Source organism: Streptococcus milleri, assembly GCF_900636525.1.
Classification (GTDB): Bacteria; Bacillota; Bacilli; order Lactobacillales; family Streptococcaceae; genus Streptococcus; species Streptococcus hominis.
Genome location: NZ_LR134288.1, coordinates 759,051 through 785,241, shown reverse-complemented (window position 1 = coordinate 785,241; position 26,191 = coordinate 759,051). Strand labels below are relative to the sequence as shown.

General features: G+C 38.8%; 22 protein-coding genes and 2 pseudogenes. 3 read left to right on the top strand and 21 right to left on the bottom strand.

Annotation, left to right across the window (positions count from 1 at the left end):
• Nucleotides 1-51 precede the first annotated feature (51 nt).
• The 14 genes and pseudogenes from whiA to EL087_RS03800 form a co-directional block, all read right to left on the bottom strand.
• Nucleotides 52-963: a DNA-binding protein WhiA gene (gene whiA, locus EL087_RS03870; protein WP_126406944.1), complete on the bottom strand. Its 912-nt coding sequence runs from the start codon at nt 961-963 to the stop codon at nt 52-54.
• The gene (locus EL087_RS03865; RefSeq protein WP_126406942.1) at nt 960-1,937 is read right to left on the bottom strand and encodes a YvcK family protein; all 978 of its coding nucleotides are present in this window, start codon (nt 1,935-1,937) and stop codon (nt 960-962) included. The genes whiA and EL087_RS03865 overlap by 4 nt, the downstream gene beginning before the upstream one ends.
• Nucleotides 1,934-2,824 (bottom strand): RNase adapter RapZ, encoded by an 891-nt coding sequence (rapZ, locus tag EL087_RS03860; RefSeq protein WP_003024854.1) that lies wholly within the window; start codon nt 2,822-2,824, stop codon nt 1,934-1,936. Before rapZ ends, EL087_RS03865 begins: the two co-directional genes overlap by 4 nt.
• A 151-nt stretch (nt 2,825-2,975) precedes the next feature.
• The gene (ndk, locus tag EL087_RS03855; RefSeq protein ID WP_003035659.1) at nt 2,976-3,398 is read right to left on the bottom strand and encodes a nucleoside-diphosphate kinase; all 423 of its coding nucleotides are present in this window, start codon (nt 3,396-3,398) and stop codon (nt 2,976-2,978) included.
• Between the two features lie 78 nt (nt 3,399-3,476).
• Nucleotides 3,477-4,426 (bottom strand): annotated as a pseudogene (locus EL087_RS09505) (CPBP family intramembrane glutamic endopeptidase).
• Entirely contained in the window at nt 4,426-5,064 is a 639-nt protein-coding gene (locus tag EL087_RS03845; RefSeq protein WP_126406940.1) for a TIGR01906 family membrane protein, read from the bottom strand. Before EL087_RS03845 ends, EL087_RS09505 begins: the two are co-directional and overlap by 1 nt.
• Nucleotides 5,054-5,827 (bottom strand): TIGR01457 family HAD-type hydrolase, encoded by a 774-nt coding sequence (locus EL087_RS03840; RefSeq protein WP_126406938.1) that lies wholly within the window; start codon nt 5,825-5,827, stop codon nt 5,054-5,056. The genes EL087_RS03845 and EL087_RS03840 overlap by 11 nt, the downstream gene beginning before the upstream one ends.
• A 22-nt stretch (nt 5,828-5,849) precedes the next feature.
• Nucleotides 5,850-6,581, bottom strand: coding sequence for an acyl-[acyl-carrier-protein] thioesterase (locus tag EL087_RS03835; RefSeq protein ID WP_003027992.1), 732 nt, complete (start codon nt 6,579-6,581; stop codon nt 5,850-5,852).
• 3 nt (nt 6,582-6,584) lie between these two features.
• Nucleotides 6,585-7,715: a radical SAM family heme chaperone HemW gene (hemW, locus tag EL087_RS03830; protein ID WP_057489632.1), complete on the bottom strand. Its 1,131-nt coding sequence runs from the start codon at nt 7,713-7,715 to the stop codon at nt 6,585-6,587.
• A 125-nt stretch (nt 7,716-7,840) separates the two neighbouring features.
• Nucleotides 7,841-9,481, bottom strand: coding sequence for a hypothetical protein (locus EL087_RS03825; RefSeq protein ID WP_057489631.1), 1,641 nt, complete (start codon nt 9,479-9,481; stop codon nt 7,841-7,843).
• Entirely contained in the window at nt 9,471-10,214 is a 744-nt protein-coding gene (locus EL087_RS03820; RefSeq protein ID WP_022525912.1) for an ABC transporter ATP-binding protein, read from the bottom strand. The genes EL087_RS03825 and EL087_RS03820 overlap by 11 nt, the downstream gene beginning before the upstream one ends.
• A 129-nt stretch (nt 10,215-10,343) precedes the next feature.
• Nucleotides 10,344-10,885 (bottom strand): annotated as a pseudogene (locus tag EL087_RS09330) (DUF1697 domain-containing protein).
• Between the two features lie 30 nt (nt 10,886-10,915).
• Nucleotides 10,916-12,904, bottom strand: coding sequence for an excinuclease ABC subunit UvrB (uvrB, locus tag EL087_RS03805; RefSeq protein WP_057489630.1), 1,989 nt, complete (start codon nt 12,902-12,904; stop codon nt 10,916-10,918).
• 90 nt (nt 12,905-12,994) lie between these two features.
• Entirely contained in the window at nt 12,995-13,954 is a 960-nt protein-coding gene (locus tag EL087_RS03800) for a CPBP family intramembrane glutamic endopeptidase (protein WP_057489629.1), read from the bottom strand.
• A 162-nt stretch (nt 13,955-14,116) separates the two neighbouring features.
• On the opposite strand from EL087_RS03800, the gene EL087_RS03795 reads away from it, so the two are divergent.
• The 3 genes from EL087_RS03795 (at nt 14,117) to EL087_RS03785 (ending at nt 19,099) form a co-directional block, all read left to right on the top strand.
• Nucleotides 14,117-16,300 carry an ABC transporter substrate-binding protein/permease gene (locus EL087_RS03795; protein ID WP_126406933.1) on the top strand — a complete coding sequence of 728 codons (2,184 nt, stop codon included), beginning with the start codon at nt 14,117-14,119 and terminating at the stop codon, nt 16,298-16,300.
• Entirely contained in the window at nt 16,300-17,040 is a 741-nt protein-coding gene (locus EL087_RS03790; protein ID WP_126406931.1) for an amino acid ABC transporter ATP-binding protein, read from the top strand. Before EL087_RS03795 ends, EL087_RS03790 begins: the two co-directional genes overlap by 1 nt.
• Before the next feature lie 523 nt (nt 17,041-17,563).
• On the top strand, nt 17,564-19,099 hold the full coding sequence (locus EL087_RS03785) for an ATP-binding cassette domain-containing protein (RefSeq protein ID WP_126406929.1): 1,536 nt from the start codon (nt 17,564-17,566) through the stop codon (nt 19,097-19,099).
• 20 nt (nt 19,100-19,119) lie between these two features.
• Here the strand turns inward: EL087_RS03785 and EL087_RS03780 are convergent, their stop codons facing one another.
• The 7 genes from EL087_RS03780 to EL087_RS03750 all read right to left on the bottom strand — a co-directional run bounded on the left by EL087_RS03780 (nt 19,120) and on the right by EL087_RS03750 (nt 26,152).
• Nucleotides 19,120-20,868: an ABC transporter ATP-binding protein gene (locus EL087_RS03780; protein WP_126406927.1), complete on the bottom strand. Its 1,749-nt coding sequence runs from the start codon at nt 20,866-20,868 to the stop codon at nt 19,120-19,122.
• On the bottom strand, nt 20,849-22,594 hold the full coding sequence (locus EL087_RS03775; RefSeq protein WP_126406925.1) for an ABC transporter ATP-binding protein: 1,746 nt from the start codon (nt 22,592-22,594) through the stop codon (nt 20,849-20,851). Before EL087_RS03775 ends, EL087_RS03780 begins: the two co-directional genes overlap by 20 nt.
• Nucleotides 22,595-22,766: 172 nt before the next feature.
• The gene (locus tag EL087_RS03770; RefSeq protein ID WP_049512925.1) at nt 22,767-23,474 is read right to left on the bottom strand and encodes a glucosaminidase domain-containing protein; all 708 of its coding nucleotides are present in this window, start codon (nt 23,472-23,474) and stop codon (nt 22,767-22,769) included.
• A gap of 122 nt (nt 23,475-23,596) precedes the next feature.
• Nucleotides 23,597-24,184 (bottom strand): ribosome biogenesis GTP-binding protein YihA/YsxC, encoded by a 588-nt coding sequence (gene yihA, locus EL087_RS03765; protein WP_126406923.1) that lies wholly within the window; start codon nt 24,182-24,184, stop codon nt 23,597-23,599.
• 11 nt (nt 24,185-24,195) lie between these two features.
• Nucleotides 24,196-25,428, bottom strand: a complete 1,233-nt coding sequence (gene clpX, locus EL087_RS03760) for an ATP-dependent Clp protease ATP-binding subunit ClpX (RefSeq protein ID WP_003027977.1) — start codon at nt 25,426-25,428, stop codon at nt 24,196-24,198.
• Nucleotides 25,429-25,465: 37 nt separating this feature from the next.
• On the bottom strand, nt 25,466-25,639 hold the full coding sequence (locus tag EL087_RS03755; RefSeq protein ID WP_003024903.1) for a hypothetical protein: 174 nt from the start codon (nt 25,637-25,639) through the stop codon (nt 25,466-25,468).
• Entirely contained in the window at nt 25,640-26,152 is a 513-nt protein-coding gene (locus EL087_RS03750; RefSeq protein ID WP_126406921.1) for a dihydrofolate reductase, read from the bottom strand.
• Nucleotides 26,153-26,191: the final 39 nt, after the last annotated feature.

The following is a 26,191-nucleotide window of genomic DNA, read 5'->3' as shown; positions in this document are numbered from 1 at the left end:
TTTTCAAATTGATCCCGCCTATAATATATAAGCCCCATTTCTTTGCATTTTCTACAACTCATTTGCGATTTTATTGATTTTCCTCAAGCGATGATTGACACCGCTTTTCGTCAAAGGCTTACTAAGACTTTCTGCCAACTGCTGAATAGAATAATCAGGATGATTAACGCGCAGATAAGCAACTTCTTGTAAATCAACAGGCAAACTTTCTAAACCAACTGTATCAATAATCTTGCCAATATTGTGAATGGTCCTCATACTAGCCGTCACTGTTCGAGCGATATTAGCCGTTTCTGCATTGTTTGTCCGATTCAGATCATTTCTAGCCTCCCGCAAAAGCTTGACCGACTCAAACTCGGTCATCGCTTCCATAGCCCCAATCACAATCAAAAAGTCCATAATGTCCTCAGCTCGCTGCAGATAGGTCACTGAGCCTTTTTTGCGCTCAATTGTCTTGGCATCCAATAAAAATTTTCGCATCAAGGCTGCTAAATCTTCCGCATGGTCAGAATAGACCGACAAGATTTCCAGCTGATATTTCCCAGAATCTGGATCACGCATACTGCCCGTTGATAAAAATGCTCCTCGTAAATACGATCGGCTCGCTTCATCATCTGATAAAATAGCTTGGTCAATGCCTGCTTCAATCCCAAAAAAGGAGCCTGCCAAGTGTAAATCAGCTAAAATTTGTTCCACACCTTCGTCTAAAAAAACAGTATAAACACGATTTTTCCGAAGATTCGCTTTTTGATGATGACGAATATCCGATTTGACTTGATAAAAAGCTGCCAACAATTCATAAATGTGACGAGCGATTTTTGCATTTTCTGTCGTAACAGATAATGTTAAGCCTTGACTAGAAATTCCTAAACTGCCTGACATCTTAATGATAGCCGATAATTCCGTTTTATCTTTTTTGCCTAGGCCAAGCAGTTCTTCTTTCACTTTAATGGTAAAACTCATTTGCGCACCTGTATAATCTGCATAAGTTCATCTACGACTGATTCACCATCATGAAAGGCTCCGCCATTTTCCAAGCGAAGAAAATTAGACGAAATGACACGAGGAACTTGTTTTTTCAAACCTTTAAAATCATGCTCAACCTGCACCAAATACTCATCAAATTTATTAGAATTCATATACTTTTGAGGAACTTCCTCAATATTCACCAAAACAGTATCAATAAATCGTTTTCCTAAATGTCGATGCAAAACAGCCACGTGGTCACTATCTGTGAAATGCTCAGTTTCACCACGCTGGGTCATAATATTGCAGACATAGGCAATCTCCGCCTTGGTTTCTAAAAGAGCTTGTCCAATTTCTTCAATCATCATATTGGGTAAGATAGAGGTAAACAATGACCCTGGTCCCAAAACAACCATATCACTTTCTAAAATCGTCTCTACCACTTTGCGACTAGCAGTTGGTTTTTGGTCATTATAGGTATTGGTCACATAAACCCGCTCAATCATACCTTGGTGTTCTGCAAGATGACTTTCTCCAGCGACCTCACTTCCGTCTGCAAAAACAGCATGAAGCGTTAAAGGTGTATCACAAGACGGATAAATTTTGCCAGTCGTGTGGAAAAACTTAGTCAGTAGCTGCATAGCATTGTAAGTCGACCCTTGCATTTCTGAAATACCTGCAATAATCAAGTTCCCAAGTGGATGTCCAGCTAAAGCACCATCTTCTTCTGCAAAGCGATATTGAAAAACTTTTTCATAAAAGCGCGGCATGTCCGATAAAGCTACCAAAACATTTCGCAAATCACCAGGTGGTGTTAATTGTTGAATGTTTTTTCGCAATTCCCCCGAACTTCCTCCGTCATCAGCGACCGTCACAATAGCAGCAATGTCTACATCTTTCTTACGTAAACTGTCCAAAATGACCGAAATTCCGGTTCCACCACCAATAACAGCAATCTTCGGTCTCCTCATGAACGATTCACCGTTTCCTTTCTGCGGTCTTTGTCTCGATGTGATGAATGAACGGTCCATTCGCTTGCCAAATCATCTGCTAGACGTTGTGCAAAAGCCACACTTCTGTGTTGACCGCCTGTACAACCAACCGCAATTGTTAAAACAGATTTCCCCTCTTTTTTATAGCCGGGTAAAATCGGTTTGATAAGAGCCACTAAGTGCTGATAAAATTCTTCTGACTCCGTATGATTCATCACATAATCATAAACTGGTTTATCAAGTCCTGTTTGATTGCGAAGTTCTGGTTGGTAATATGGATTTGGTAAAAAACGTACATCAAAAACAAGGTCGGCATCTAGCGGAATACCATATTTAAAGCCAAAACTCACCACTTCAATGCGAAACGATTGGAGTTTCGTTGGATCTGAAAAATGTTCAGAAATGGTTTTACGCAACCCGCGCGGTGTTAATTCGGTCGTGTCTACTACATTTTGACTCATATTTTTCAGCGGCGCAAGTAATTCCCGCTCCAACTTAATCCCGTCTAAAATACGACCGTCTGCTGCTAAGGGGTGGCTACGCCGCGTTTCCTTGTAACGTGCAACTAATTCTGTATCTGCCGCATCTAAAAACAAAATCTTAAAATCAAGTCCAGCGTTACTTTCAATCTCATCTAGAACTTTCTGAATCTCAGAAAAGAAGGAACGACTACGCATATCTACAACCATAGCAATCTTGTCGTTGTCTTGCGTTGTTTCGATTAACTGCAAAAATTTAGGAACCAGCGTGGGGGGCATATTATCAATCGTAAAATAGCCCAAATCTTCAAAAGACTGGATGGCCACGGTCTTTCCCGCTCCACTCATTCCCGTCACGATAACCAAATGAATTTGTTTGTCTGACATATTTCCTCCTTGATAAAACAATCAATTTCCAGCATATTAAAACATTTCCAATTCCTTTTTATTATAACACACCCAGTACAATTCGGATAGTAAAAAAGAGAGAACAAAAGCAATCACTATCTGTACTCTCTCGAATTTATACTACTATGTTTTAATGATTACCAAACCAAAGCGCAATTTCCCGTTTGGCAGACTCTTCAGAATCTGAACCATGAACAACATTTCGAATCGTTTCACCAGCTTCAGCTGCTTGTGCAAAATCTCCGCGAATAGTTCCCGGTAGAGCTTCTTCCGGACGAGTAGCGCCCATCATGTGACGCCAACCTGAAATCACTTGGCTTCCCGATAAAACACCGATAATCACAGGTCCGCTTGTCATATAATCACGGATTGAAGGATAAAAATCTTTCGTTAATAGGGCTTCATAATGCTGATCAATTAACTCATTTGAAATATTGGTTCTCATTTCCAAACGTTCGATTTTATAACCACGTTGTTCTACGCGCTTCAGTACTTCTCCAACCAAGCCACGTTTTACGCCGTCTGGTTTTATAATAAAAAATGTTTGTTCCATGATTGACACGCTCCTCTTTTGTTACCTTTATTTTATCATAAATGAAAGAAAGTTGAAAGTCCTTTCAAAAATCTTCTTTCACAAATGACTTATCAAGGTCAAAGATGTTAAAAACATGAAGATTGTAAAAATCCAGAACCAAACAGAACGAAAAGCTTGCCTATAGGCCCCTGGAAATGAACGATTTTCTTGTACATACATTTTTATGTCTGCTTTGTTTTTAATCAGGAAAATTACTGCGACACTTGCACCGACTAGCAGGATAAATAAGTGTAAGAGACCACCTATATCGTCCGGCAAAAACGAATACAAATAAGTTAAACCATCTCCGATGACCAAGTTATTAAAAACGTGGAAAACCATTGCCCAGAGAATTGAATACTCCAAGGTCACATAAGAGAAGACAATTCCAACAAAAGCTGCAAAAAAGAACTGCGGGATATTCCCATGAAATAAACCAAATATGAGGGAAGACATCAGAATTGCAAAGACTTTTCCATATTTTTCAAATGTTCGTAAGCCCGCCCCGCGAAAAATCAACTCTTCTGAAACAGGACCAAAAAAGCTTGCATACAAAAACATAGAAACACTATCTGAACCTGCCGAAGCTGATTCAATAGCTTTAAATAAGCTAAATCCAAAGATATTCAACACTACTTCAAATATTTGATTGAAGAGTACAAAACCTAATTGACCCAGAAGTAAAAAGATAAAACTATTCCAAACGTTTTTGGAGTCATGACTCTTTTCTGCGTTCGTAAATCAGACTTAAATAATTTACCATCCCGATACAACCAAAAGATAAAAACTCCTGCACAGACAGCAATTAGATAATAACTACCATCGCGTGACATAAAGTTTTCCGTTGCTTTTTGGATTTTCTCAAGGTTTCCGGGATAACGAATCGCTTGAAACAAGGTTACAATCGTTTGATAAATCAAGCTAATCATTGTCATGACGAAGACATAAAGCAGACACAAAGCAGAAAATAAACTAACATCTTTTCGTACTTGCTGATTGACTAGCATCAGTTTCCCTCCTTCTTCAAATAGCTTTTTCGACTCCACAGGTATAGCCCCACAGCAAAACCTTCATAAAGAACAAAAAACAAAAGAAAGGCGTGGAGGAAAAATTCTTCTGGCAATATCCAAATAACAGGATCTTTAGCAGGGTCAAATAACCAAGTATTATCCCCAGCAAATAAAATCTGATGAAAGAGAGTGAAAAACGCATCAAAGCCAATCCCCAGCGCCACACCAGCAATTACAATAGGCAACCAAATAATAGCTAAAATCGCTTTGGAAAAGACAGATAGGTATCTTTTTTTTATAATGTTTTTTGCAAACAAACAAACCGCTGGTAAGGTTGCTAGAAAAGCGACTTGCGCCAGATGAAAAAGATATTTCACGACTTGAAAATGGTGCAGACCTGCTGCTGATGAGCGAAAATCAGGCATGGAGAGCTTTTGCTGAAATGGATTGGTTAGGTAATTCATCAAAATATTGAAATTGTGCTGAATGGTTGCAGATTTGAGGTAAACTTGATTTTCTAAATGCAACCAAGAAATTTCCAAAGGATAAAACAGCCAAGTCAGATAAATGGTCAACAAAATAGCTACTGCTAAAAAGCAGAGCATACTCAGCCAAAAGGTCAGTTTAATGCGCATCGAAATCCCACTCCGCTAGGCTAGAAAGTACATAATCTGGTTGGATTGGCAAGCCTGGCACTTCTTCTGGTTTCGTAAAGCCAGTTGTCACCAGAAGCGTAGGGATACCATTGTCAATCCCAGCCCGAATGTCCGTCAGGTAATTATCCCCAACCATTATCACTTCTTGCCGCGGTAGTCCTAGATGCTCAACCGCCTTTTCCATGATAATTGCATTTGGCTTCCCGATATAAACAGGTTTCACACGAGTTGCTACTTCAATGAGAGTAATAATCGATCCTGCTCCAGGCATGAGACCGCGCTCCGTTGGAATATTAAGATCTGGATTGGTTCCTACGAAATGAGCTCCCTTTTGAATAGCTAACGTAGCAATTGACAATTTTTCATAGTCCACTTCCCAATCCAATCCCACGACTACATAATCTGGATTATCCGTATCTTCAACATAACCAGCTTCTGCAATGGCTTGCTTAAGTCCTACATCACCGATAACGTAGACTTTCTTGCCTAAATTTTTATCATTTAAGTAGTCAACTGTTGCTAAGGTTGCTGTATAAATCGTTTCAATCGGCGTTTCAACATTAAATTGTTCAGCCAACATAGCTTGAACAGTCTCAGGAGTACGTGTCGTATTATTTGTCACAAATAAATATGGAAGGTTGCGACGCTGTAATTCATGGACAAAAGCTTCTCCCGCTGGGATTCGGTCTTTTCCTTTATAAATCGTTCCGTCTAAATCAATTAAATATCCTTTGTAGGTCATACTTCTCTTTCTATTGTTTCTCTTATGAGATTTCTTGCCAAGTTACCATAGCTTGTGCATTGGTATCACCATCGCTGGAAATCTGATGATTGCTCTCTAATCCATTCAAATCATAGCTAGAGGTAATCTGCCCACCAGGTCGCACTTCCTTGACATACTTGAGGTGAACTTTTTTGGGAACGTGTTTCATGAGAAAATCAGCACCCATAACTTCAAAAATCCAGTCCAGATACTTGCTGTTGTTGACATGACCATTCATGTCTAAATCATAAAACCGAACATGATAATCTTTACTGGTCGAATCTTTCAGTTCTGGATATTTTGGTCCACGAATCAACTTTTTAGAAAATTCTGCCTCGTAAGGCGCAACAATCTTTGGCTCTACAGCGTGCACTTTTCTACTGTCTCTGTCCATAAGGACAAAGGTAGCCATCATTTCAATCACAGCAACATCATTTTCATCAAAAACGGTAAAACGACGATAACAAAAGAGACGATTATAGGAAAGTGCTTCTGTTTCAATCGTCATTTCTTCACCAAATTTAGGCAGCCGTACCACATCGATATCATAGTCAGTAATAATCCAGACCAGATTGTATTTCTCCAGCATATCCTTGTCACTAATCCCCAAATCAATGGACTGCAAACCTGATACCTGTAAGGACAGCAAAATGACATCAGGCAACTTGATATGACCATTCATATCCGCCATGTCAAACGGAATTTTCATTTTCATTTGATAAGTTAAACCCATAATTTACTCCAATATAAATTTCTCTGCGACCGTATCACCCAAAAATAGACCCTTTTTAGTCATACGAACGATTTCTTTGTCAGGTACTAAGAGTCCTTGCTCAGTCAATTCTGTTACAACTTGACCATACTGCCGATCAAAAGAAACACCAAATTTTTCTTCAAAACGCTTTTTAGAAACACCTGACTTTTTGCGCAAGCCCAGAAACATTTCTTCTTCCATCATCTCTTGCTTGCTAAGGTGTTCCTCACTCACACGGGCATTACCTTTTTCGACCGCCTCTAAGTAATGACGGATGGGACCATGATTTTTGTAGCGAACCCCATTGACATAGCCAGATGCTCCGGCTCCAATACCAAAATATTCCGCATTGTCCCAGTACATGAGATTGTGTTGACTCTCAAAACCTGGCTTAGAAAAGTTAGAAATCTCATAGTGTTCAAACCCAGCTTTTTCCAACTCCTCAATGATATACTCAAACATCTCTGCTTCCAAGTCCTCCTTCGGTAAAGGCAGCTTTCCACGCCGCATCCGGTTCATAAAAACCGTGTGATTTTCTAGAATTAAGCTATAAAGACTCATGTGAGGGATGTCTAGTGCAATGGCCTTGGCCACATTTTCCCGCACGTTGTCCATGGTCTGCTTGGGTAGTGCATAGATCAAATCAATCGAGATATTGTCAAAACCAGCCAACTTCAGATTGGCGATGTTTTCATAAATATCTTTTTCTAAATGACTTCGGCCAATTTGCTTGAGCATGCGATCGTCAAAAGTCTGAACACCTAAAGATATCCTGTTCACAGGCGAAACCTTTAAAACAGCAATCTTATCCGGATCCAAATCTCCTGGATTGGCTTCAATAGTCAGTTCCTCTAACAATGACAAATCCAGCTTTTTCGTCAGCTCTGCCAATAAAAACTCCAGCTGCTTCGCTGAAAGAGCCGTCGGTGTCCCACCACCGATATAAAGCGTCTGTAAATGCTTTATATCATAAGAAGTATATTCTTGAAGCAAGTGCTCTAAGTAGGCGTCAACTGGCTGATTTTTGATAAAGACCTTAGAAAAATCACAATAATAACAAATTTGAGTACAAAACGGAATGTGTACATAGGCAGAAGTTGGTTTGGTATACATAGCATTTATTATAGCATAAATTTAGTATATAGATGTTTCAAAGCACACACTAAAATACATAGATCTCTTATCAATATATTCTTGCTAAGCAATAAAAACATAGTAAATATTCAAAAATTTTCAGCTTAATTTTCTACTTCAGTTTGAACTTTTTTCAAATAATAATTTGTCAGTAAAAATGCCATCATTGCAAGAGCAATCAGAAAAGTACCTGCTAACAAATAGCCCACTAAATCTGGTGATACAAGAATGAAATAAGCGCTTATTGCAATAATGATTATGTAAATAATCATAGCAACAATTCCTAAAATCATCTTTAGTGAATTATTTTCACGATTAAATAATTCCGTCACATTTGACCAATTGGTCACTTGTAGGCGTTTATCACGATGATATCCCCATGCACTCCATGCTAAACAGGTCAATGTCCAAGCTACAATCATCAAGACAATAGCAACTGGTTGCACGCCGACAACAAAGGAAAAAATTGTCAATAAAATGAATGGTAAAATGGATTGAATGACAAATAAATTCCAAAACTTAAGTTTAAGATAACGTGCCATATCAAAAGGTAATACTTTCAAATAATCATAATTTTCACGTTCAAGTGAAATGCCAATTCCTGTTAAATTTGCTCCACCTGTATTTAAACTTGCTACAAATGTTGCTATTAACATCAATGGAAAAGCAAATCTTGTTGTCAAATAAGGAGAAATCATTTCACGATACTGCATAAAACTAGCCATTAACGGAATTAAAATAAAATAAGGTAACACACTAGGCATCAAAAGAGTTTGTAATAAGACGGAGCCATCACTGATTAGGTTTAATTGATAGCGCAACACAAACTGCGGAAAGTTCCTAAGTCCATTCATCTTGAAAATTTTCGTTCGTTTTTGTCTATTGACCGTTGCTGTTGTGGTCATTGCAGCTTCATAAAATTCTGGTAAAACCTTTCGCTTAACAATTATAAATAATATAACAGCTACGACTATCCATGTTCCCATTCCAAGCAACGAATTCAAAGCAAAAGGTTGCATACTGAAAGCATGAAAAATAGTCATTGGCGGAAAATAAGCAGGTTGATCTTGCAATATTGCGTTTTTAACGTTAGAGTTATTTTGCAAATTCACCAATAAAATCGCACCAAAAGCCATTATTGTAGCAAGAGCCAGTAAAATATTAGAGGCAAGCTTTTTATATTTCCTAAAAATAGTTGTTTTCGTAATAAAATGAACACCAACCAAAAGAAGGAAAATAAGTGTCGAAAACAGTACTCCTAACGAAATAAGCAGAATAGGGATTGCAAGCCAGATTGGTTGACCTGATTGCATTTGCAAACTAATAAAGTAAATAACAATCGGAAACACTCCCATTAAAGTAGTTAAAAGAACAGAAAATCCTTTCCCAACCATAATTTCGCTCTCACTAAAGGCATAAGGTCGGTAAGCTTGCAAGTCTTTACTTTCATAAAAAACATTGTAAAAGGAAAGAAATCCCTGTGCAAAGATGAATAAATAAAAGACGCTGACAAAATTCGAAAACAGCCCTGGATTCTGAGCAAGTGGTAAAAAAGCCCCTTGTACACCAAATATACAAGCATACAAAATTCCAGCATAGAGATAGTTCATCACTAGATTTCTAGCAACATTTCCTTTTTTATTTGGATTTTTTTGCTGTTTTTTACGATAACTAGAAAGCCTAGTTGATTGTGTCGTATAAATGATATTTGCATGAATGAGGGAGCGAATCGCTTTAAGACGCATCAGGACTCACCTCTTCTCTACGACCTGCCAAACTGAGGTAAATACTTTCTAAGGATTTTTCAGGATGTTGACCTTTCAATTCTTCAATCGTACCATAAAACAACAATTCTCCCTTTTTGAGAATGGCAATACGGTCACACAATTGCTCTGCCACTTCTAAAACATGGGTTGAGAACAAAACAGTATTTCCTTTATCTGCATGCTCTCGCATCATTTGTTTAAGGTCAAAAGCCGCCTGAGGATCCAAACCAGTTAAAGGCTCATCCAACACCCAGATATCTGGATCAGACAAAAGAGCACCAATGACAAATACTTTTTGCCGCATTCCATGCGAAAACGATTCAATGACTTCATAGCGATGAGCTGTAAAATCAAATAATTCTAGTAGCTCCGTTAAACGTTTCTCATAATCTGAAGGACTCATATCATAAGAAGTTCCAACCAATTCCCAGAATTCATTTGCTGTCAGGCGTAAGAATAAATCCGGCGAATCCGCCACATAACCGATTTTCTTCTTGATTTCCAACCGATTAGCTGCTAACTCCTTGCCATCCACAAAAATCTGACCATGCGTTGGATTAATTACACTAACCAATGATTTAATCGTTGTTGATTTTCCCGCACCATTGTGTCCAATTAAACCTACAATTTCTCCACTCTGAAGCGTTAAATTCAGATGATTCAACGCTATCTTGTCATCGTACACTTTTGTAACATCCTTAAATTCAATCATAAATTCTCCTATCTACTGAATGTTTTCAGCATGATGAAAATAAAAGTAAAAACTCTTTTTCTTTATTCAAACATATATATTCATTAACAATTTATCATTAGTTTTCCAAAAAAACAAAATAATGCCTCTTTAACTAGTATCTGCCAACTCCAAAATTTTCTGAAAGGTTTTCCCATTGCGAATAGTCAAAGACTTGTAAAAGCTAGATTTGAGTAGCTTCTTGTGGTAGTTGGACTTGAGATAGTCAGCCTGATCGCTATTTCTGTAAAAGAAGGCTATCTGACCGAAATGCAGCAACTCCCTGTCATTTTCCCAGCTCCCCGCCTCCTCTATCTGCTCGCGACTGGCTTCCAGCAGGTAAAAGAGGACATCGCGCCGATAGGCTGCCTCATCCTGCCACCAAGTAGACAGTTTTGCCACTTCTTCTTAGAGAATAGCAGAGCTGAAGGACAAAAGGGATTGGAAAGTCATAGGATTGACTGAAATAAGCCGTCAAAATCGGCCTAATCTTTTCCTCGTGCTCCTGACTGTCAAAAAAGAGATTGCCACTGTTGATGTAGGAGATAGGGTTCTCAAAGCCCAGCTCCACCAAATCGGCCTTCAAATCAGACATGATAACCTTGTTTTTTTCCGCCGACATTGATGCCGCGAAGTAAGAGAATATAACGCATTCTTCTTCCCTTCTTGCTTTGTTTGTCTTTCTAATCCACTGCCTTAATCTCCAAAATCATATCGCGGATTTGTGCCGCCAGTTCGAAGTCGAGAAGTCCTGCAGCTTCTTGCATCTGACCTTCTAGTTTCTTGATCATATCCTTGCGCTCTTGCTTGTTGAGGCTTTCGATTTCGACAATTTCTTCTTTGTCTGGCAGGACAGATTTGGTTACACTGATTAGGTCACGAATTTCTTTCTGGATTGTTTGCGGTACAATACCATGTTCTTCATTATAAGCCATCTGAATTTGACGGCGGCGAGCGGTCTCGTCCATAGCCTTCTGCATGGAGTCAGTCACCGTGTCCGCATACATGATGACATGACCCTCACTGTTGCGGGCAGCCCGACCAATGGTTTGGATCAAACCACGCTCATTTCGTAAGAAACCTTCTTTGTCTGCATCAAGGATAGCAACCAGACTGACCTCTGGTACATCAATTCCCTCACGCAACAGGTTAATTCCGACTAAAACATCAAAGACACCTAACCGCAGGTCGCGGATAATTTCTGTCCGCTCTAAGGTCTTGATATCTGAGTGCATGTACTTGACCTTAACTCCCATTTCTTTAAAGTAATCTGTCAAATCTTCTGCCATCTTTTTAGTCAACGTCGTGATAAAGGTCCGCTCATTCTTCTCTGCACGCGCATTGATTTCGCCTAAAAGATCATCTATTTGTCCCATAGTCGGACGCACTTCTACTTCTGGATCCAGCAGACCAGTTGGTCGAATAATCTGCTCAATCACTGTATCCGTCTGCTCCCGCTCATAGTCGCCCGGTGTCGCAGATACATAGACAATCTGATGAACATGACTTTCAAACTCCTCCCGACGCAGCGGGCGGTTATCCAAGGCAGAAGGCAAGCGAAATCCATAATTAACCAACATTTCCTTCCGTGAGCGGTCACCATTATACATACCCTTGATTTGCCCCATCGTCATATGACTTTCGTCCACCATGATTAAAAAATCATCAGGGAAGAAATCTAGTAAAGTGTAAGGTGGCTCACCTTCGCTCCGTCCGTCCATATGGCGAGAATAATTCTCTACGCCATTCGTGTAGCCCATTTCGCGCAGCATTTCAATATCATAGTCAGTTCTTTGTTTCAGCCGCTGAGCTTCTAAAAGTTTCCCTTCCTTTTCAAAGATAGCCAGCTGCTGCTCCAGCTCAGCCTGAATCTTGCCAATGGCAATCTCCATATTTTCGTCATTTGTCATAAAGTGAGTAGCTGGGAAAATTGCTAAATGATCCACTGCACCCAAAACTTGTCCCGTCAACGCTTCTACTTCTCGAATACGGTCAATTTCATCACCAAAAAACTCTACTCGAAAGGCATGCTCATCACGAGAAGCCGGAAAAATTTCTACTATATCACCACGCACCCGGAATTTCCCCCGCTGAAAATCAATATCATTACGCTCAAACTGGATATCCACCAAATCATTGAGAAGTTTATCCCGTGAAGTCTCTAAACCCGGCCGCAGACTGACAACGCTATCAGAGTATTCCTTAGGCGAACCCAAACCATAAATGCAGCTGACTGACGCCACTACAATCACATCGTTGCGTTCCAAGAGAGCCGAAGTTGCTGAGTGACGAAGCTTGTCAATCTCATCATTGACAGAGCTGTCCTTCTCAATATAGGTATCACTGGAAGGCACATAGGCTTCCGGTTGATAGTAATCATAGTAAGACACAAAGTATTCGACCGCATTGTCAGGGAAAAATTCCTTAAATTCCCCATAAAGCTGACCTGCCAGAGTTTTATTATGAGCGATGACTAAGGTCGGTTTATTAACCTTTTGAATAACCTGACTCATAGTATAGGTCTTCCCAGTTCCTGTCGCTCCCATGAGAATCTGAGCTTTCTCACCACCCTCTATATTATCCACTAATTGCTCAATCGCCTGTGGTTGATCTCCTGAGGGCTCATACTTAGAAACTAGTTTAAATTTATTGTCCGTAATTCTATTTATCATTATTCTTTTCCTCTATACAATCTTCTCTTATTTTATCATATTTCTAAAAATATCACTGACTTAGGATAATAAGAAGCCCACCTAGTAAAACTAAGTGAGATTTGATTTTTTAAATTGTAATGCTGCTGGTAATTTATCTTCTTTTTTAAGAGACCAATACAGATAGAAAATGCTGAGAATTAACACCAGACTGGTGAAAATAGAGCCTTCTGCTCCAAAAGCCCCACCCGAAAGCCAATCTACGTTGGATTTCGTATTGTAAGCAAAGACGGAAGTTTCTGCTCCCTGACCACTGACCTGAATACCATAAATGTTGCCTTGAACAAAATTCCAAGCACCGTGAATACCAGCCAGCCCCCACATATTGTCAGTTTTTAGCATGTAAAAACAAGCAAAAGCACCATCGAGAATAATATTGACAATCGAAAGAAGCGTCACACCAGGATTTAGTAAATGGAGAGCACCAAATAGGCTAGCAGAGATTAAAATACCGACCAAAATATTTGACTTGGCAGTAACTGTCGGAAATAGCCAACCACGCGTCACCAGTTCTTCTGTTCCTCCTTGTAACATCCAAAACGGAATCAGGGCGATGATAAAGAGAAATGGCTCCAAACTAAGATGGTTGAGTTCTAACCTACCTACACCTGTCATCAAAAGTAAGACAACTATGAAAGAAAACTGTGCCGCTCCAATCAAAAAACCTTTTCCCAATTCTTTAAACCAATTTTCCTTAAAAAAACCAAGACTTGAAAAAGGTCTTTTTTCAACGCATTTCACCCAAAGAAAGAGAGCCAAAGAAATAAAGAAAAAGAGGAAGAGTTGAATGAAAATCATATAATGCGATATCAGTTCTTGTATCATTACAAAGTCTGCCCCAGAATGAACAAGGCCAAACACAAGACCCAGCAGTATCGAAATTGGAACCAATGCAAGCCCGCCGACAATTTCACCTCCATAAACAAAAACAATCGAGAGAATAACTGCCAACCAAATAGGTGGAATGTAACGGGACTGTTTCACATTATCAAGCATACGAGATTGAAACATAAAATCTCCTTTCCTTTTTTGATTATTATATCATATTTATTTTATGCAAATCAAAAAAGAAATTTTCGTCTATGTTATAAAATCTAACATAAAAATACAAAATATTTGTATTTTAAAGATATTTTTGGTATAATTTAAAAATATTCTTTAAAGGAGAGACTCATGAAGAAAAAAATTATAGCTTTTTTGTTAGCTTTACTACCACTCTTTGCTGTAACAAGCATTCATGCCGATACAATCAAAGTGGTATCTGATACAGCTTACGCACCTTTTGAATTTAAAGATTCCGATCAAACTTATAAAGGTATTGACGTAGATATCATCAATAAAGTTGCTGAACTAAAAGGTTGGGACATCAATATGACTTTCCCTGGCTTTGACGCAGCCGTTAACGCTGTTCAGTCTGGTCAAGCAGATGCTATCATGGCTGGCATGACAAAGACCAAAGATCGCGAAAAAGTCTTCACTATGTCTGATACTTATTATGATACAAAAGTTGTCATTGCAACGACTAAAGCCAATACAATCAGCAGTTATTCCCAATTAAAAGGGAAAACTGTTGGGGTTAAAAACGGAACTGCCTCTCAACGCTTTCTAGAAAAAATCAAAAACAAATACAAATTTACTATCAAAACATTTGACACAACTGATTTGACTTACAACAGCTTGAATTCTGGTTCGATTGATGCCATGATGGACGACCAACCAGTCATTGAGTATGCTATTAAACAAGGTCAAAATTTAAAAATCTCTATAAAAGGAGAAGCTGTTGGTAGTTTTGCTTTTGGTGTCAAAAAGGGAAGCAAGTATGAATATCTGATAACAGAATTTAACGAAGCACTTGCTCAAATGAAAAAAGATGGTTCTCTTGACAAAATCATCACAAAATGGACAAGTTCTACAACTACGAAAACAACTAGTTCTACTCCAGAAACCACTACTCCTGCTGGTCAAAAAGCTACTCCTGTAAAATCAACATATACCATTGCGAGTGACTCTTCCTTTGCACCATTCGTCTTCCAAGACAGCAACAATAAATATACTGGGATTGACATGGATTTGATAAAAGCCATTGCCAAAGACCAAGGTTTCACAATTGAAATCACAAATCCCGGATTTGATGCCGCTTTAAATGCTGTACAATCTGGACAAGCTGATGGAATGATTGCAGGAATGTCTGTGACAGATGCTCGTAAAGAGACCTTTGATTTCTCAGAACCATATTATACTGCAAATGCAATCCTTGCTGTTAAAGAATCTAGCACAATTGCTTCATATAAAGACTTGAAAGGCAAAACAGTCGGCGTAAAAAATGGTACTGCTTCGCAAACCTTCTTAACAGAAAATCAAAACAAGTATGGCTATAAAATCAAGACATTCGCTGACGCTTCTTCTATGTATGACAGTTTAAACTCTGGCTCTGTGGACGCCGTTATGGACGATGAACCTGTTGTCAAATATTCCATTAGTCAAGGTCAAAAACTAAAAACTCCAATCAAGGGAACCCCTATCGGAGATACTGCTTTTGCAGTGAAAAAAGGTAGTAATCCTGAATTGATCCAAATGTTTAACAATGGTTTGGCAAATATTAAAAAGAACGGTCAATATCAAAAAATTCTTGATAAATATTTGAAAAAGACCAGCTCTGCTTCTAGCTCTTCAGACAGTACAGTTGATGAAACAACCATTTGGGGGCTTCTCCAAAACAACTATAAACAATTGTTAAGCGGACTTGGTATCACCATTGCTCTTGCGCTTCTGTCATTTGCTATTGCTATGGTCATCGGCATCATCTTTGGAATGTTTAGCGTGAGTCCCGTCAAAGCCCTCCGCGTCATCTCAGAAATCTTCGTGGATGTCATCCGTGGAATCCCACTTATGATTCTCGCAGCCTTTATCTTCTGGGGCATTCCAAATCTCATTGAATCAATGACAGGGCATCAAAGTCCGATTAACGATTTTGTAGCTGGTACAATTGCTCTTTCTCTCAATGCAGGTGCTTATATTGCAGAAATTGTCCGTAGTGGGATTCAAGCTGTTCCAGCTGGACAAATGGAAGCCAGTCGAAGTCTTGGTATTTCTTACTCAAAAACCATGAGAAAGATTATTTTGCCACAAGCAACAAAAATCATGTTACCAAACTTCGTCAATCAGTTTGTTATTGCTTTGAAAGATACTACAATCGTTTCTGCTATCGGTCTTGTTGAACTTTTCCAAACAGGTAAAATCATCATTGCTCGTAACTATCAAAGCTTCAAAATGTATGCTATCCTAGCAGTCTTTTACTTGATTATCATCACTCTTTTAACGAGACTTGCAAAACGCTTAGAAAAGAGGATTAAATAATGGCTAAATTAAAAATTGATGTCAATGATTTGCATAAATACTATGGGGAAAATGAAGTCCTAAAAGGAATCACAACAAAATTCTATGAAGGAGATGTGGTCTGCATCATCGGCCCCTCTGGCTCTGGAAAATCAACTTTTCTACGTAGCCTAAACCTGCTTGAAGAAGTTACAAGCGGCTCTATTACCGTGGACGGTTTCGACCTAACTGACAAAAAAACAGATGTCGACTTGGTTCGTGAAAATATCGGCATGGTTTTCCAACACTTCAATCTCTTCCCTCACATGACAGTTTTGGAAAATATCACCTTTGCTCCTGTCGAGCATAAACGGATGACACAAGCTGAAGCAGATAAACTTGGTATGGAATTATTAGAAAAAGTCGGTCTCTCTGATAAAGCTGATGCCATGCCAAACAGTCTCTCAGGTGGACAAAAACAACGTGTGGCGATTGCACGTGGACTTGCTATGAATCCTGATATTATGCTCTTTGACGAACCTACTTCCGCTCTTGACCCCGAAATGGTCGGAGATGTTCTCAATGTTATGAAAGAATTGGCCAAGCAAGGCATGACCATGATTATCGTGACTCATGAAATGGGATTTGCTCGTCAAGTAGCCAACCGTGTCATCTTTACAGCTGACGGAGAATTCTTAGAAGACGGCAAACCCGATCAAATTTTTGATAATCCACAGCACCCACGTCTCAAAGACTTCTTGGACAAAGTCTTGAATGTGTAATACTACTTTAGAGGCTGGGACAAAAGTCCGACCTCAAATATAAAAAGCGAACAAAACTAGTTTTCTGGTAATCAGAATTCTGCTTTATTCGCTTTTCGCATTTAATTATAGATTAGAAGGGCTTAATAATTAAGATTTTTAAAAATTAAAATCTTTTTGTCCCAAACTCTTTTTTACATTTATATTCAATTTATTGTTGGTGACAAACTTTTTTCTCGATACTCTTTTGACATTTAACGCCTTTTTTGCTACACTAAAATCAGTAAAATTCGGAGGTAAGGAGTTTATGTACAAGAAATCTATTGCTTAAAGGAAACTTTATCTAGTAGATTTTTTGTTATGCTCTTGCCTATTTTTCATAAAAGAAAATTTTTTCAAACTTCTCAATGATAAATATAGTCGTTGCAAACTACTCTGTTTTGCAATGTTTGTTGGCAATCCAAAAACAAGAACAGCTCTACTAGATAAATAGGGTTGTTTTTCTTAGCTCTAAAATGACAATGAACATCAAAAGGAGACTTGTATGCTACAAATTCGACATTTAACTATTACCCATTTAAAAGATTTGAAAGACTTAGTTAGCGATTTATCACTTACTGTCAATGCAGGCGATAAAGCCGGCATTATCGGAGAAGAAGGAAATGGAAAATCGACCCTTCTAAAACTACTTATGGATGAAAGATTTGTTTCAGATTATATTAGCTATACCGGAGAGATTCAGAAAAGCTATAGTCATTATGCTTATTTGCCGCAAACTTTGCCTGAAAATGAAAGAAGGCTCTCCCTCAACGATTACTTCTTTGGCGATTTGAACGTAGACTTAGATTACAGCAAACTTTACCGCTTTGCTCAAGAATTACATTTTGATAGCGAACGTTTTACTAGTCAGCAAACAATAGCCACTTTATCCGGTGGTGAAACATTAAAAGTGCAGCTTTTAAAAATCCTCTCTACAAATTGGGACATTCTCTTTTTAGATGAACCTTCTAATGATTTAGACATCGATACTATGATTTGGCTGGAGAATTTTTTGCAAAATACACCTCAAACAGTCATGTTTGTTTCACATGATGAAAGTCTTTTAAGTCATGCAGCAACAAAAATCGTGCATTTGGAATTGGTTAAGAAAAAGCAAAAAGCTCGGACGACCGTACAGAATCTTGATTATGAAAATTACAGCCAGCAAAGACAGACCGCATTTGAAAAGCAAACTAAAGATGCAAAAAAAGAACGAGAAGAATATCAAAAAACAATGGAAAAGCACCACCGTGTCAAGCAAAGTGTGGAGTATGTGCTACGCAACACTCATGATAGCACGGCTGGGAGATTAGTGGCTAAAAAAATGAAAAACGTCCTCTCACAGGGCAAACGATTTGAGAGAGAAGCGGCTGAACTGACAGAATTGCCAATACAGGCAGATGCTATCAATCTGAAATTTCCTGCTATCACTCCTCTGCCATCTACAAAAAGAGTAGTCACTCTCGAGCAAATGTGTTTGAAGGTAGGAGAACGCACTTTAACCCAAAATATAAATTTTGAACTCTTAGGGCAGGAAAAGATTGGGATTATTGGTGAAAATGGTGCTGGAAAATCTACTTTTATCAAAGAACTGCGAAATCTATTACAAAAGAAAAAAGGCATTACGCTAGGGTATATGCCTCAAATCTATCCTGATAGTTTAAACGAAGTCGATTCTCCAATAGATTTTCTAACATCCACAGGAGAGGGGATTGAGCGAGAAAAAATCCTCACCCACCTAGCCAGTCTGCAATTCACGCGCAATGAAGTGCAACATTCTATTTCCCAGCTATCTGGTGGACAAAAAGCTAAATTACTGCTTCTAAAAATGGTATTAGATCAAGCAAATGTCTTGTTGCTAGATGAGCCGACACGCAACTTTTCTCCCACTTCTCAGCCACAAGTACGAAAACTTTTTACAGACTATAACGGCGCTATCATTACCGTTTCACATGACCGCACCTTTCTCAAAGAAGTTTGTCAGAAAATCTATCGCTTGACTGAGACAGTAATAGAGCTGGTCCGCAAAGAACAGCTATAAGTTTGTTCTCCTAGTCGATCTTAAACAGCCAAGTTCCCTTGAGCTGTCTGCATTTGGTAATAAACGCCTTGTGCTCGCATCAGCTCTTGATGACTGCCATGTTCCACAATATCTCCGTCAACCAACACTAAAATGATATCTGCATTCTGAATGGTAGACAAGCGATGAGCAATGATAAAACTGGTTCTTCCTACCATTAGCTTATTAAAAGCCTCTTGAATGAGCACTTCAGTCCGCGTATCAATAGAGGATGTTGCCTCATCCAAAATCAGGATTTTAGGAACCGCTAGAAAAACACGCGCAATGGTCAATAACTGGCGTTGTCCTTGTGACAAAGAATCTCCTGCATCTGCTAGATAAGTATCGTAGCCATGTGGCAATTGCTGGATAAAGAAATGAGCATTAGCAGCTTTAGCTGCTGCAATTACTTCTTCTCGGCTAGCCTCTGGTCTTCCAAAAGCAATATTTTCATGAATTGTCGCTGTCTTCAGCCATGTTTCTTGTAAAACCATACCAAACTGCTGGCGAAATGAAACTCTGGTGTAATCTGTAATATCTCTGTCGTCTAACTTAATCTTACCCGCATCTACATTATAAAAACGCATGAGGAGATTGATTAAAGTCGATTTTCCAGCACCAGTTGGTCCGACAATAGCAACTTTGCTTCCTGCTGGAATGGTCATGTTTAAATCGTGAATCAAAGGTTTATCTTTTTCATAACCAAAACGGACGTGCTCAAAATGAATCGCACCCCGTACTGCTTCACTCGTGAGTTCTTCTTTTCCAGTTTCCACAACTTCTTTTTCATCTAAAATCATGTACAAGCGCTCTGCACAAGCAAGGGCGCTTTGTAATTCAGCCATAACAGACGAAATATCGTTGAATGGTTTGGTGTATTGGTTGACATAATTTAAGAATGTCACTAATTGTCCAACTGTGAAACTAGAGCCATTAATGATACGAACCGCACCAAATCCAACAACAATGGCATAAATAAGAGCATTCACAAAGCGCGTTGCTGGATTGACAGTAGAGGAATAAAAGATAGCATCCTGAGAATAGTCCGCATAGCTCTCATTGCCCTTTGTAAAATCCGTAATGAATTGCTCTTGGGCATTGAAACTGTGAATCAAACTTTCTTGAGAGAAACTTTCTTCAATGAGCTGCGTCTGCAGCCCTCGAGCTGTTGTTTGTTTTTGAAACAGCTTGTAACTTTTATGGGCAATAAAACGCGCAATCAGCATAGATAAGGGAGTTAAAAGCAAGACTAACATCATCATGAAAAAGTCAATCTTTGCCATTGTTACAATCGTTACAAGAATAGTCAACACGCCTACAAAAAACTGATTGAAGACCATGAGCAGACCATTATTTAACTGCTCCACGTCCGTCGTCAAGCGACTCACTAAATCACCACTCCCTTGACGATCAAGATAAGCCAAAGGAAGTCGATGAATTTTTTGAATGACTGCATCCCGAAGTTTCTGACTATAACTATAAATCAACTGATTATAGATTAAAGGATTGAGCCATTGAATCGCTGTATTGGCAACAATCACCATACCCATTTTCGAGAGAATTGGAAGCAAATGCTGACTTGCATTGGGAAGTAAAACACTATCAACTGCATTTCCAATCAAAATTGGCAAATAAATGGTCAAGGCAACCTGAACAATCGTTCCAATTGTAGCTAGTAGGAAAAGCCAGTGCTGCTGCAATAAATCACTTGCAAGGCGTTTCAGACTACTTTTAGAATACCTCGTTTTCATGCTTTTCCTCCTTACTATGTTGTGAGAGATGAATTTCTCGATAAATAGCGCTCGTTTGAAGCAAATCTTCATGTTTGCCAAGAGCGACCTGATGACCTTTATCCAAGACAAGTATCTGATCAGCTGCACGCAAGCTATTGGTTCGTTGAGAAATTAAAATCAAACTCGTGTTCTTTAACTGCTCTTTAATCGCTTGCAATAGTTTAGCTTCTGTTAAATAATCAAGTGCCGAAGTGGAATCATCCAGCACCAGAAAAGGTGCTTTTTGTAAAATAGCGCGCGCAATCGTCAACCGTTGGCGTTGACCACCGGAAAAATTCCGACCAAAAGCTTCTACTACTGCATCTAGCTGACCTTCTTTTTCCTGTACAAAGTCACTAGCCTGCGCAATATCAAGAGCCCACCAAAGTTGTTCATCCGTCACCTTGTATTCCAAACCCAGCAATAAATTTGAGCGAATCGTTCCGCGGAATAATTCTGCTTTTTGTGGCACCAAACTCATCCAAGTGCGCCACTCTTCAAGGTTTCTAGGGCTTCGACCATTTTTGAAAATAGCCAACTGACCAGTATCAATCGTATACAAATGCGCTAAGAGCTGCACCAAGGTTGATTTTCCTGAGCCTGTTCCACCAATCACTCCCAAAGTCTGACCAGATAGTACGTCAAACGAAATATTTTCCAAAGCTGGACTAGCAGCTTGTGGATAGGTAAAGGTAACATTTTCGGCAGAAATAGATTGAGCACCAACAGAATGCCGTATTGACAGTTCTGCTAGTACATCTTCCTCTTCCTGTTCAAAAACCTCTTGGATTCGTCCAGCGCTGATGTAACTTTGGTTCAAAGAAGTGACGAGCATAGCTAGTTTCAACAGTTCTATCAAAATTTGCAAAAGGTAATTGACTAAAGCGACTAATTTCCCTTGCGTCAGCAAATCCTGTCCAATAGCTAGATTCCCATGCCAAATAACCATGACTAACGTGCTATTTACCACTAAAAAAGTCAACGGGCTAATCAAACTAGACCAAACTCCTGTTTTTATCTGCCAGGTCTTATAAATTTCATTGGTATCTCTAAACTCATGAATTTCTTTATTTGTTTGCCCAAAGGCACGGATAACACGCATACCTTGCAGTTGCTGGCGTGTCATATTGACAATTTTATCTGTAATCTGGCGAATTTTAGCGTAAAGCGGATTCACCAAGCGTGACATGATATAGATAATGCCCGTTAGGATGACAACCATGAGTAAAAACCAGACTGTAATACTTGGACTAATCAAAAATGCCATGATTATTGAGCCAAAAACAATAATCGGCGCGCGCAAAAAAAGACGAAGAAATTGATTGATACCGGTCTGAATTTGATAAGTATCACTTGTTAAACGAGTGACCAGACTAGATGTCGTCAAGCTATCTCGACTAGCTTTTGGCAAACGCATGATTTTTTGATATAAATCTTTAGTTAATTGACGTGTAAATCCTACCGCTGCTTTTGAAGAATAATATTGAGCAATAACCGCCACAACAACACCAAATGATGCTAAGACAACCAACAAAAAGACCATGGTATAAAGATGCGCACTATCTTTTTTAGGGATTGTTTGGTCCACAATTGTTGCAATCAAAATTGGCACCAATAGCTCAAAACTAGCTTCTAACAATTTAAAAAGTGGTCCTAACAAGGATTCCTTGATATAACCCTTAAAATATTTCAATAAATCTTTCATGAAATCTCTTTTCCTACACAAAACTAGTTCTATTTTATCATAATCTAGCCTTCTCTGTGATTTGTTAGCGGATACAATTATTTTTATAGGAGAATTTTTGTTAGATGAATTCCAGATAAAAAGGAGAAGAACGATGTCGCTCTCCCCTACTAAATTTCTTTCAAATAAAATATTATTGATGACGATTTGCCCAAGCAACATCCAAATCTAACACTTCTTGTGTTGTGTATTGTTGGCGATAAGGATTGTAGACTTTGTTAGTTGTTGCAACATTGGTTGCTTGCACATTTGGTACATCGTATTGTGTCAAATTATATTGTTGAATCAAATTATTCAACTTAACATTATAGCTTGTATCCGTTGCATAGACACCTGTTAAAGCAGCAGTCGCATTCATATAGCTGGTCGTATTACTCTTCCAAGCATACGTGTAGCGGCTATGTTTTAAAATCGCCACATAGTCTTGTAAAGATTCAACATAACTTGGATAGGATCTAAATTCTGCATTGACATTATAAGTATTTCCTTGCCCATCATCTTCTAATGTAGCCATTGTGGCTGATTGCCCAGCATACTGTCCTTTGATGCCAAACAAATTATGATGAGGAGCGGCTGACAAGGCGGAACGTCCAGAATTGCTTTCCAGAATGGCCTGTGCAATCATAACCGAAGCATACAAATCATTCTCTTGTCCCAATTGGCGAGCAGTTTCACCAATTTGTGAAATGAACACCTCTGTTTGAGTCAACGGACGTTGGTAAGTCTCATCATTGGCACTAGCTGGGTGAACTTGCTTGGACAAAACTGCACTAACCAATAAAGCAGCGGTCACCAAAGCTAGAACTGTTAAAATTCTTTTTTTCAATTTTTTCTTTCTCATAGCTTATTTCTCCAGTATAATATATTTTGATTATAACATAAAATTCCCAGTTCTTAGTTACAATTTAGTGACAGATTCATTATAAAAAACCGAGAAAATGATTCTCAGTTTTTCTTCAATTCCTAAATTTTTTCCAAAATCGCATCCCAAGCTGCATCTAAACCATCTTTATTAACAGATGAAAAAATAATAAAATCATCATTTTTATCAAAATCTAACTTTTTCTTAATGACTGATTCATGCTTGTTCCATTTGCCGCGTGGAACTTTGTCAGCTTTCGTGGCTACGACAATGACTGGTATTTCATAATATTTGAGAAATTCGTACATTTGTACATCGTCTGCACTTGGCTCATGACGAAAATCCACTAGACTGACAACTGCTCTGAGATTTTCCCTGCTCGTCAGATATTCCTCGATCATCTTGCCCCACTTCGCTCGTTCTGTTTTAGAAACTTTAGCATAACCATAGCCTGGGACATCCACAAAGCGGAGCTTGTCATCAATGTTGAAAAAATTAAGCAGTTGCGTTTTTCCTGGTTTACCAGAAGTTCGAGCTAAATTTTTTCGATTTAACAATGTATTGATAAAGGAAGATTTTCCAACATTGGATCGTCCTGCAAGGGCAATTTCAGGAATCTCGTCTTGCGGATAATGAGACTTGTTGGCTGCACTTAGCAAAATTTCTGCATTGTGTGTGTTAATTTCCATTGCACACCTCTTTATGCTGTTTCTAAAATCGGCTTATCCGTTCCGTCAACTGCTTCCTTAGTAATCCGTACCAGCTTCACATTTTCTTGACTTGGAACTTCAAACATGACATCCATCATAGTTTCCTCGATAATCGAACGTAATCCACGCGCACCTGTCTTGCGTTCAATGGCCTTGTTAGCGATTTCCTGAAGAGCATCATCATCAAACTCCAATTTGACATCATCATAAGAAAGAAGAGTCTGATATTGCTTCACTAAAGCATTCTTTGGTTCGCGAAGGATTCGCACCAAATCATCAACTGTTAAAGGCTCAAGCGCTGCAAACACAGGCAAACGACCAATCAATTCAGGAATCAAGCCAAATTTTTGAATATCTTCAGAGATGATTTCTTGCATATAAGAACCAGTTTCATCAATGGCCTTATTGTTTTGACCAAAACCGATAATTTTTTCGCCTAGACGTTGTTTGACAATTTCTTCAATACCGTCAAATGCACCACCAACGATAAAGAGAATATTTTTCGTATCTACTTGAATCATCTCTTGTTGAGGATGCTTGCGGCCGCCTTGCGGAGGTACGCTGGCTACAGTTCCTTCAATAATCTTGAGGAGCGCTTGCTGAACACCTTCACCAGACACATCACGAGTAATAGAGACATTTTCGCTTTTCTTCGCAATTTTGTCAATCTCATCTACATAGATGATACCACGTTCAGCACGCTCAATATTGAAATCTGCTGCTTGCAAGAGTTTCAAGAGAATATTTTCAACATCTTCTCCGACATACCCAGCTTCTGTCAAAGCTGTCGCATCTGCAATCGCAAAAGGAACATTCAGACTTTTTGCTAAGGTTTGAGCGAGGAAGGTCTTGCCAGAACCAGTTGGACCAATCATAAGGATATTGGATTTCTGCAATTCGACATCTTCCTCATCTTCACGATTATCATGAAAATTGATGCGTTTATAGTGATTGTAGACAGCCACAGCCAAAGCACGCTTAGCACGGTCTTGTCCAATCACATAGTGATTCAAAATATTGAGTAATTCTTGTGGTTTTGGCACTTCTGACAAGTCTGCTAGCACTTCTTCTGCTAGTTCCTCTCTGATGATTTCTTGTGCTAATTCCACACATTCATTACAAATAAAGGCATTATTTCCTGCGATGATCTTTTGCACTTCTTCTTGGCTTTTACCACAAAAAGAACAATAAACCATCATTTCGTTTGTACGATTTGTAGGCATTTTTCACTCCAATTCTATTCGTTGTTTATTCTGTTTCTCATTTAAATAAGGTCATATAAAAAGCATGAATACTATTCACCAAATTTGTAAAAGCATTCAGCCAAAAGAGTACTGACAATCCATACCGTTTTTTACGAAAAGCTTGCGTTGCTGCCATAACACAAACGACACATAAAAGAGCCGTAAAAAATCCGAAAATACTACGTTCCATTTACGACTCCTTTCTCTGAAAGGTTGTGACAGTAAAGTCATACTCATTCTTTTCATCTTTGGAATAAAAAGAACGAGCGAGCTCATGAAATTTCGTCATATCAAAATCTTTCGGGAAATAAGTATCCCCCTGTAAACGAGCATGAATACGGGTAATAACTAATTCATCCATTAAAGGCTCAAATGCAGAAAAAATCTGACCACCGCCAATAATATAAAGAGTTTTTTCCTGAGTCTCATACCATTTCGTAACAGAAGCAACATCATGAAACACCAGAACTAGCTCATTCTCTGCCTGATAGGATTTGTCTCTCGTTAAAATAATCGTAGTACGATTGGGCAATACTCTGCGGTTCATCCCATCAAAAGTCACTCGCCCCATTAAAATAGCCTGCCCAGTTGTCATTTCTTTAAAATGCTTGAGATCAGCTGGTAAATGCCAGGGCAATGTGTTGTTTCGCCCAATCAAGCCATTCTCATCTTGCGCCCAAATAGCTACAATTTTCTTTATCATTTCCTCATCCTTTGAATTGATATTTCTATTTTATCAAAT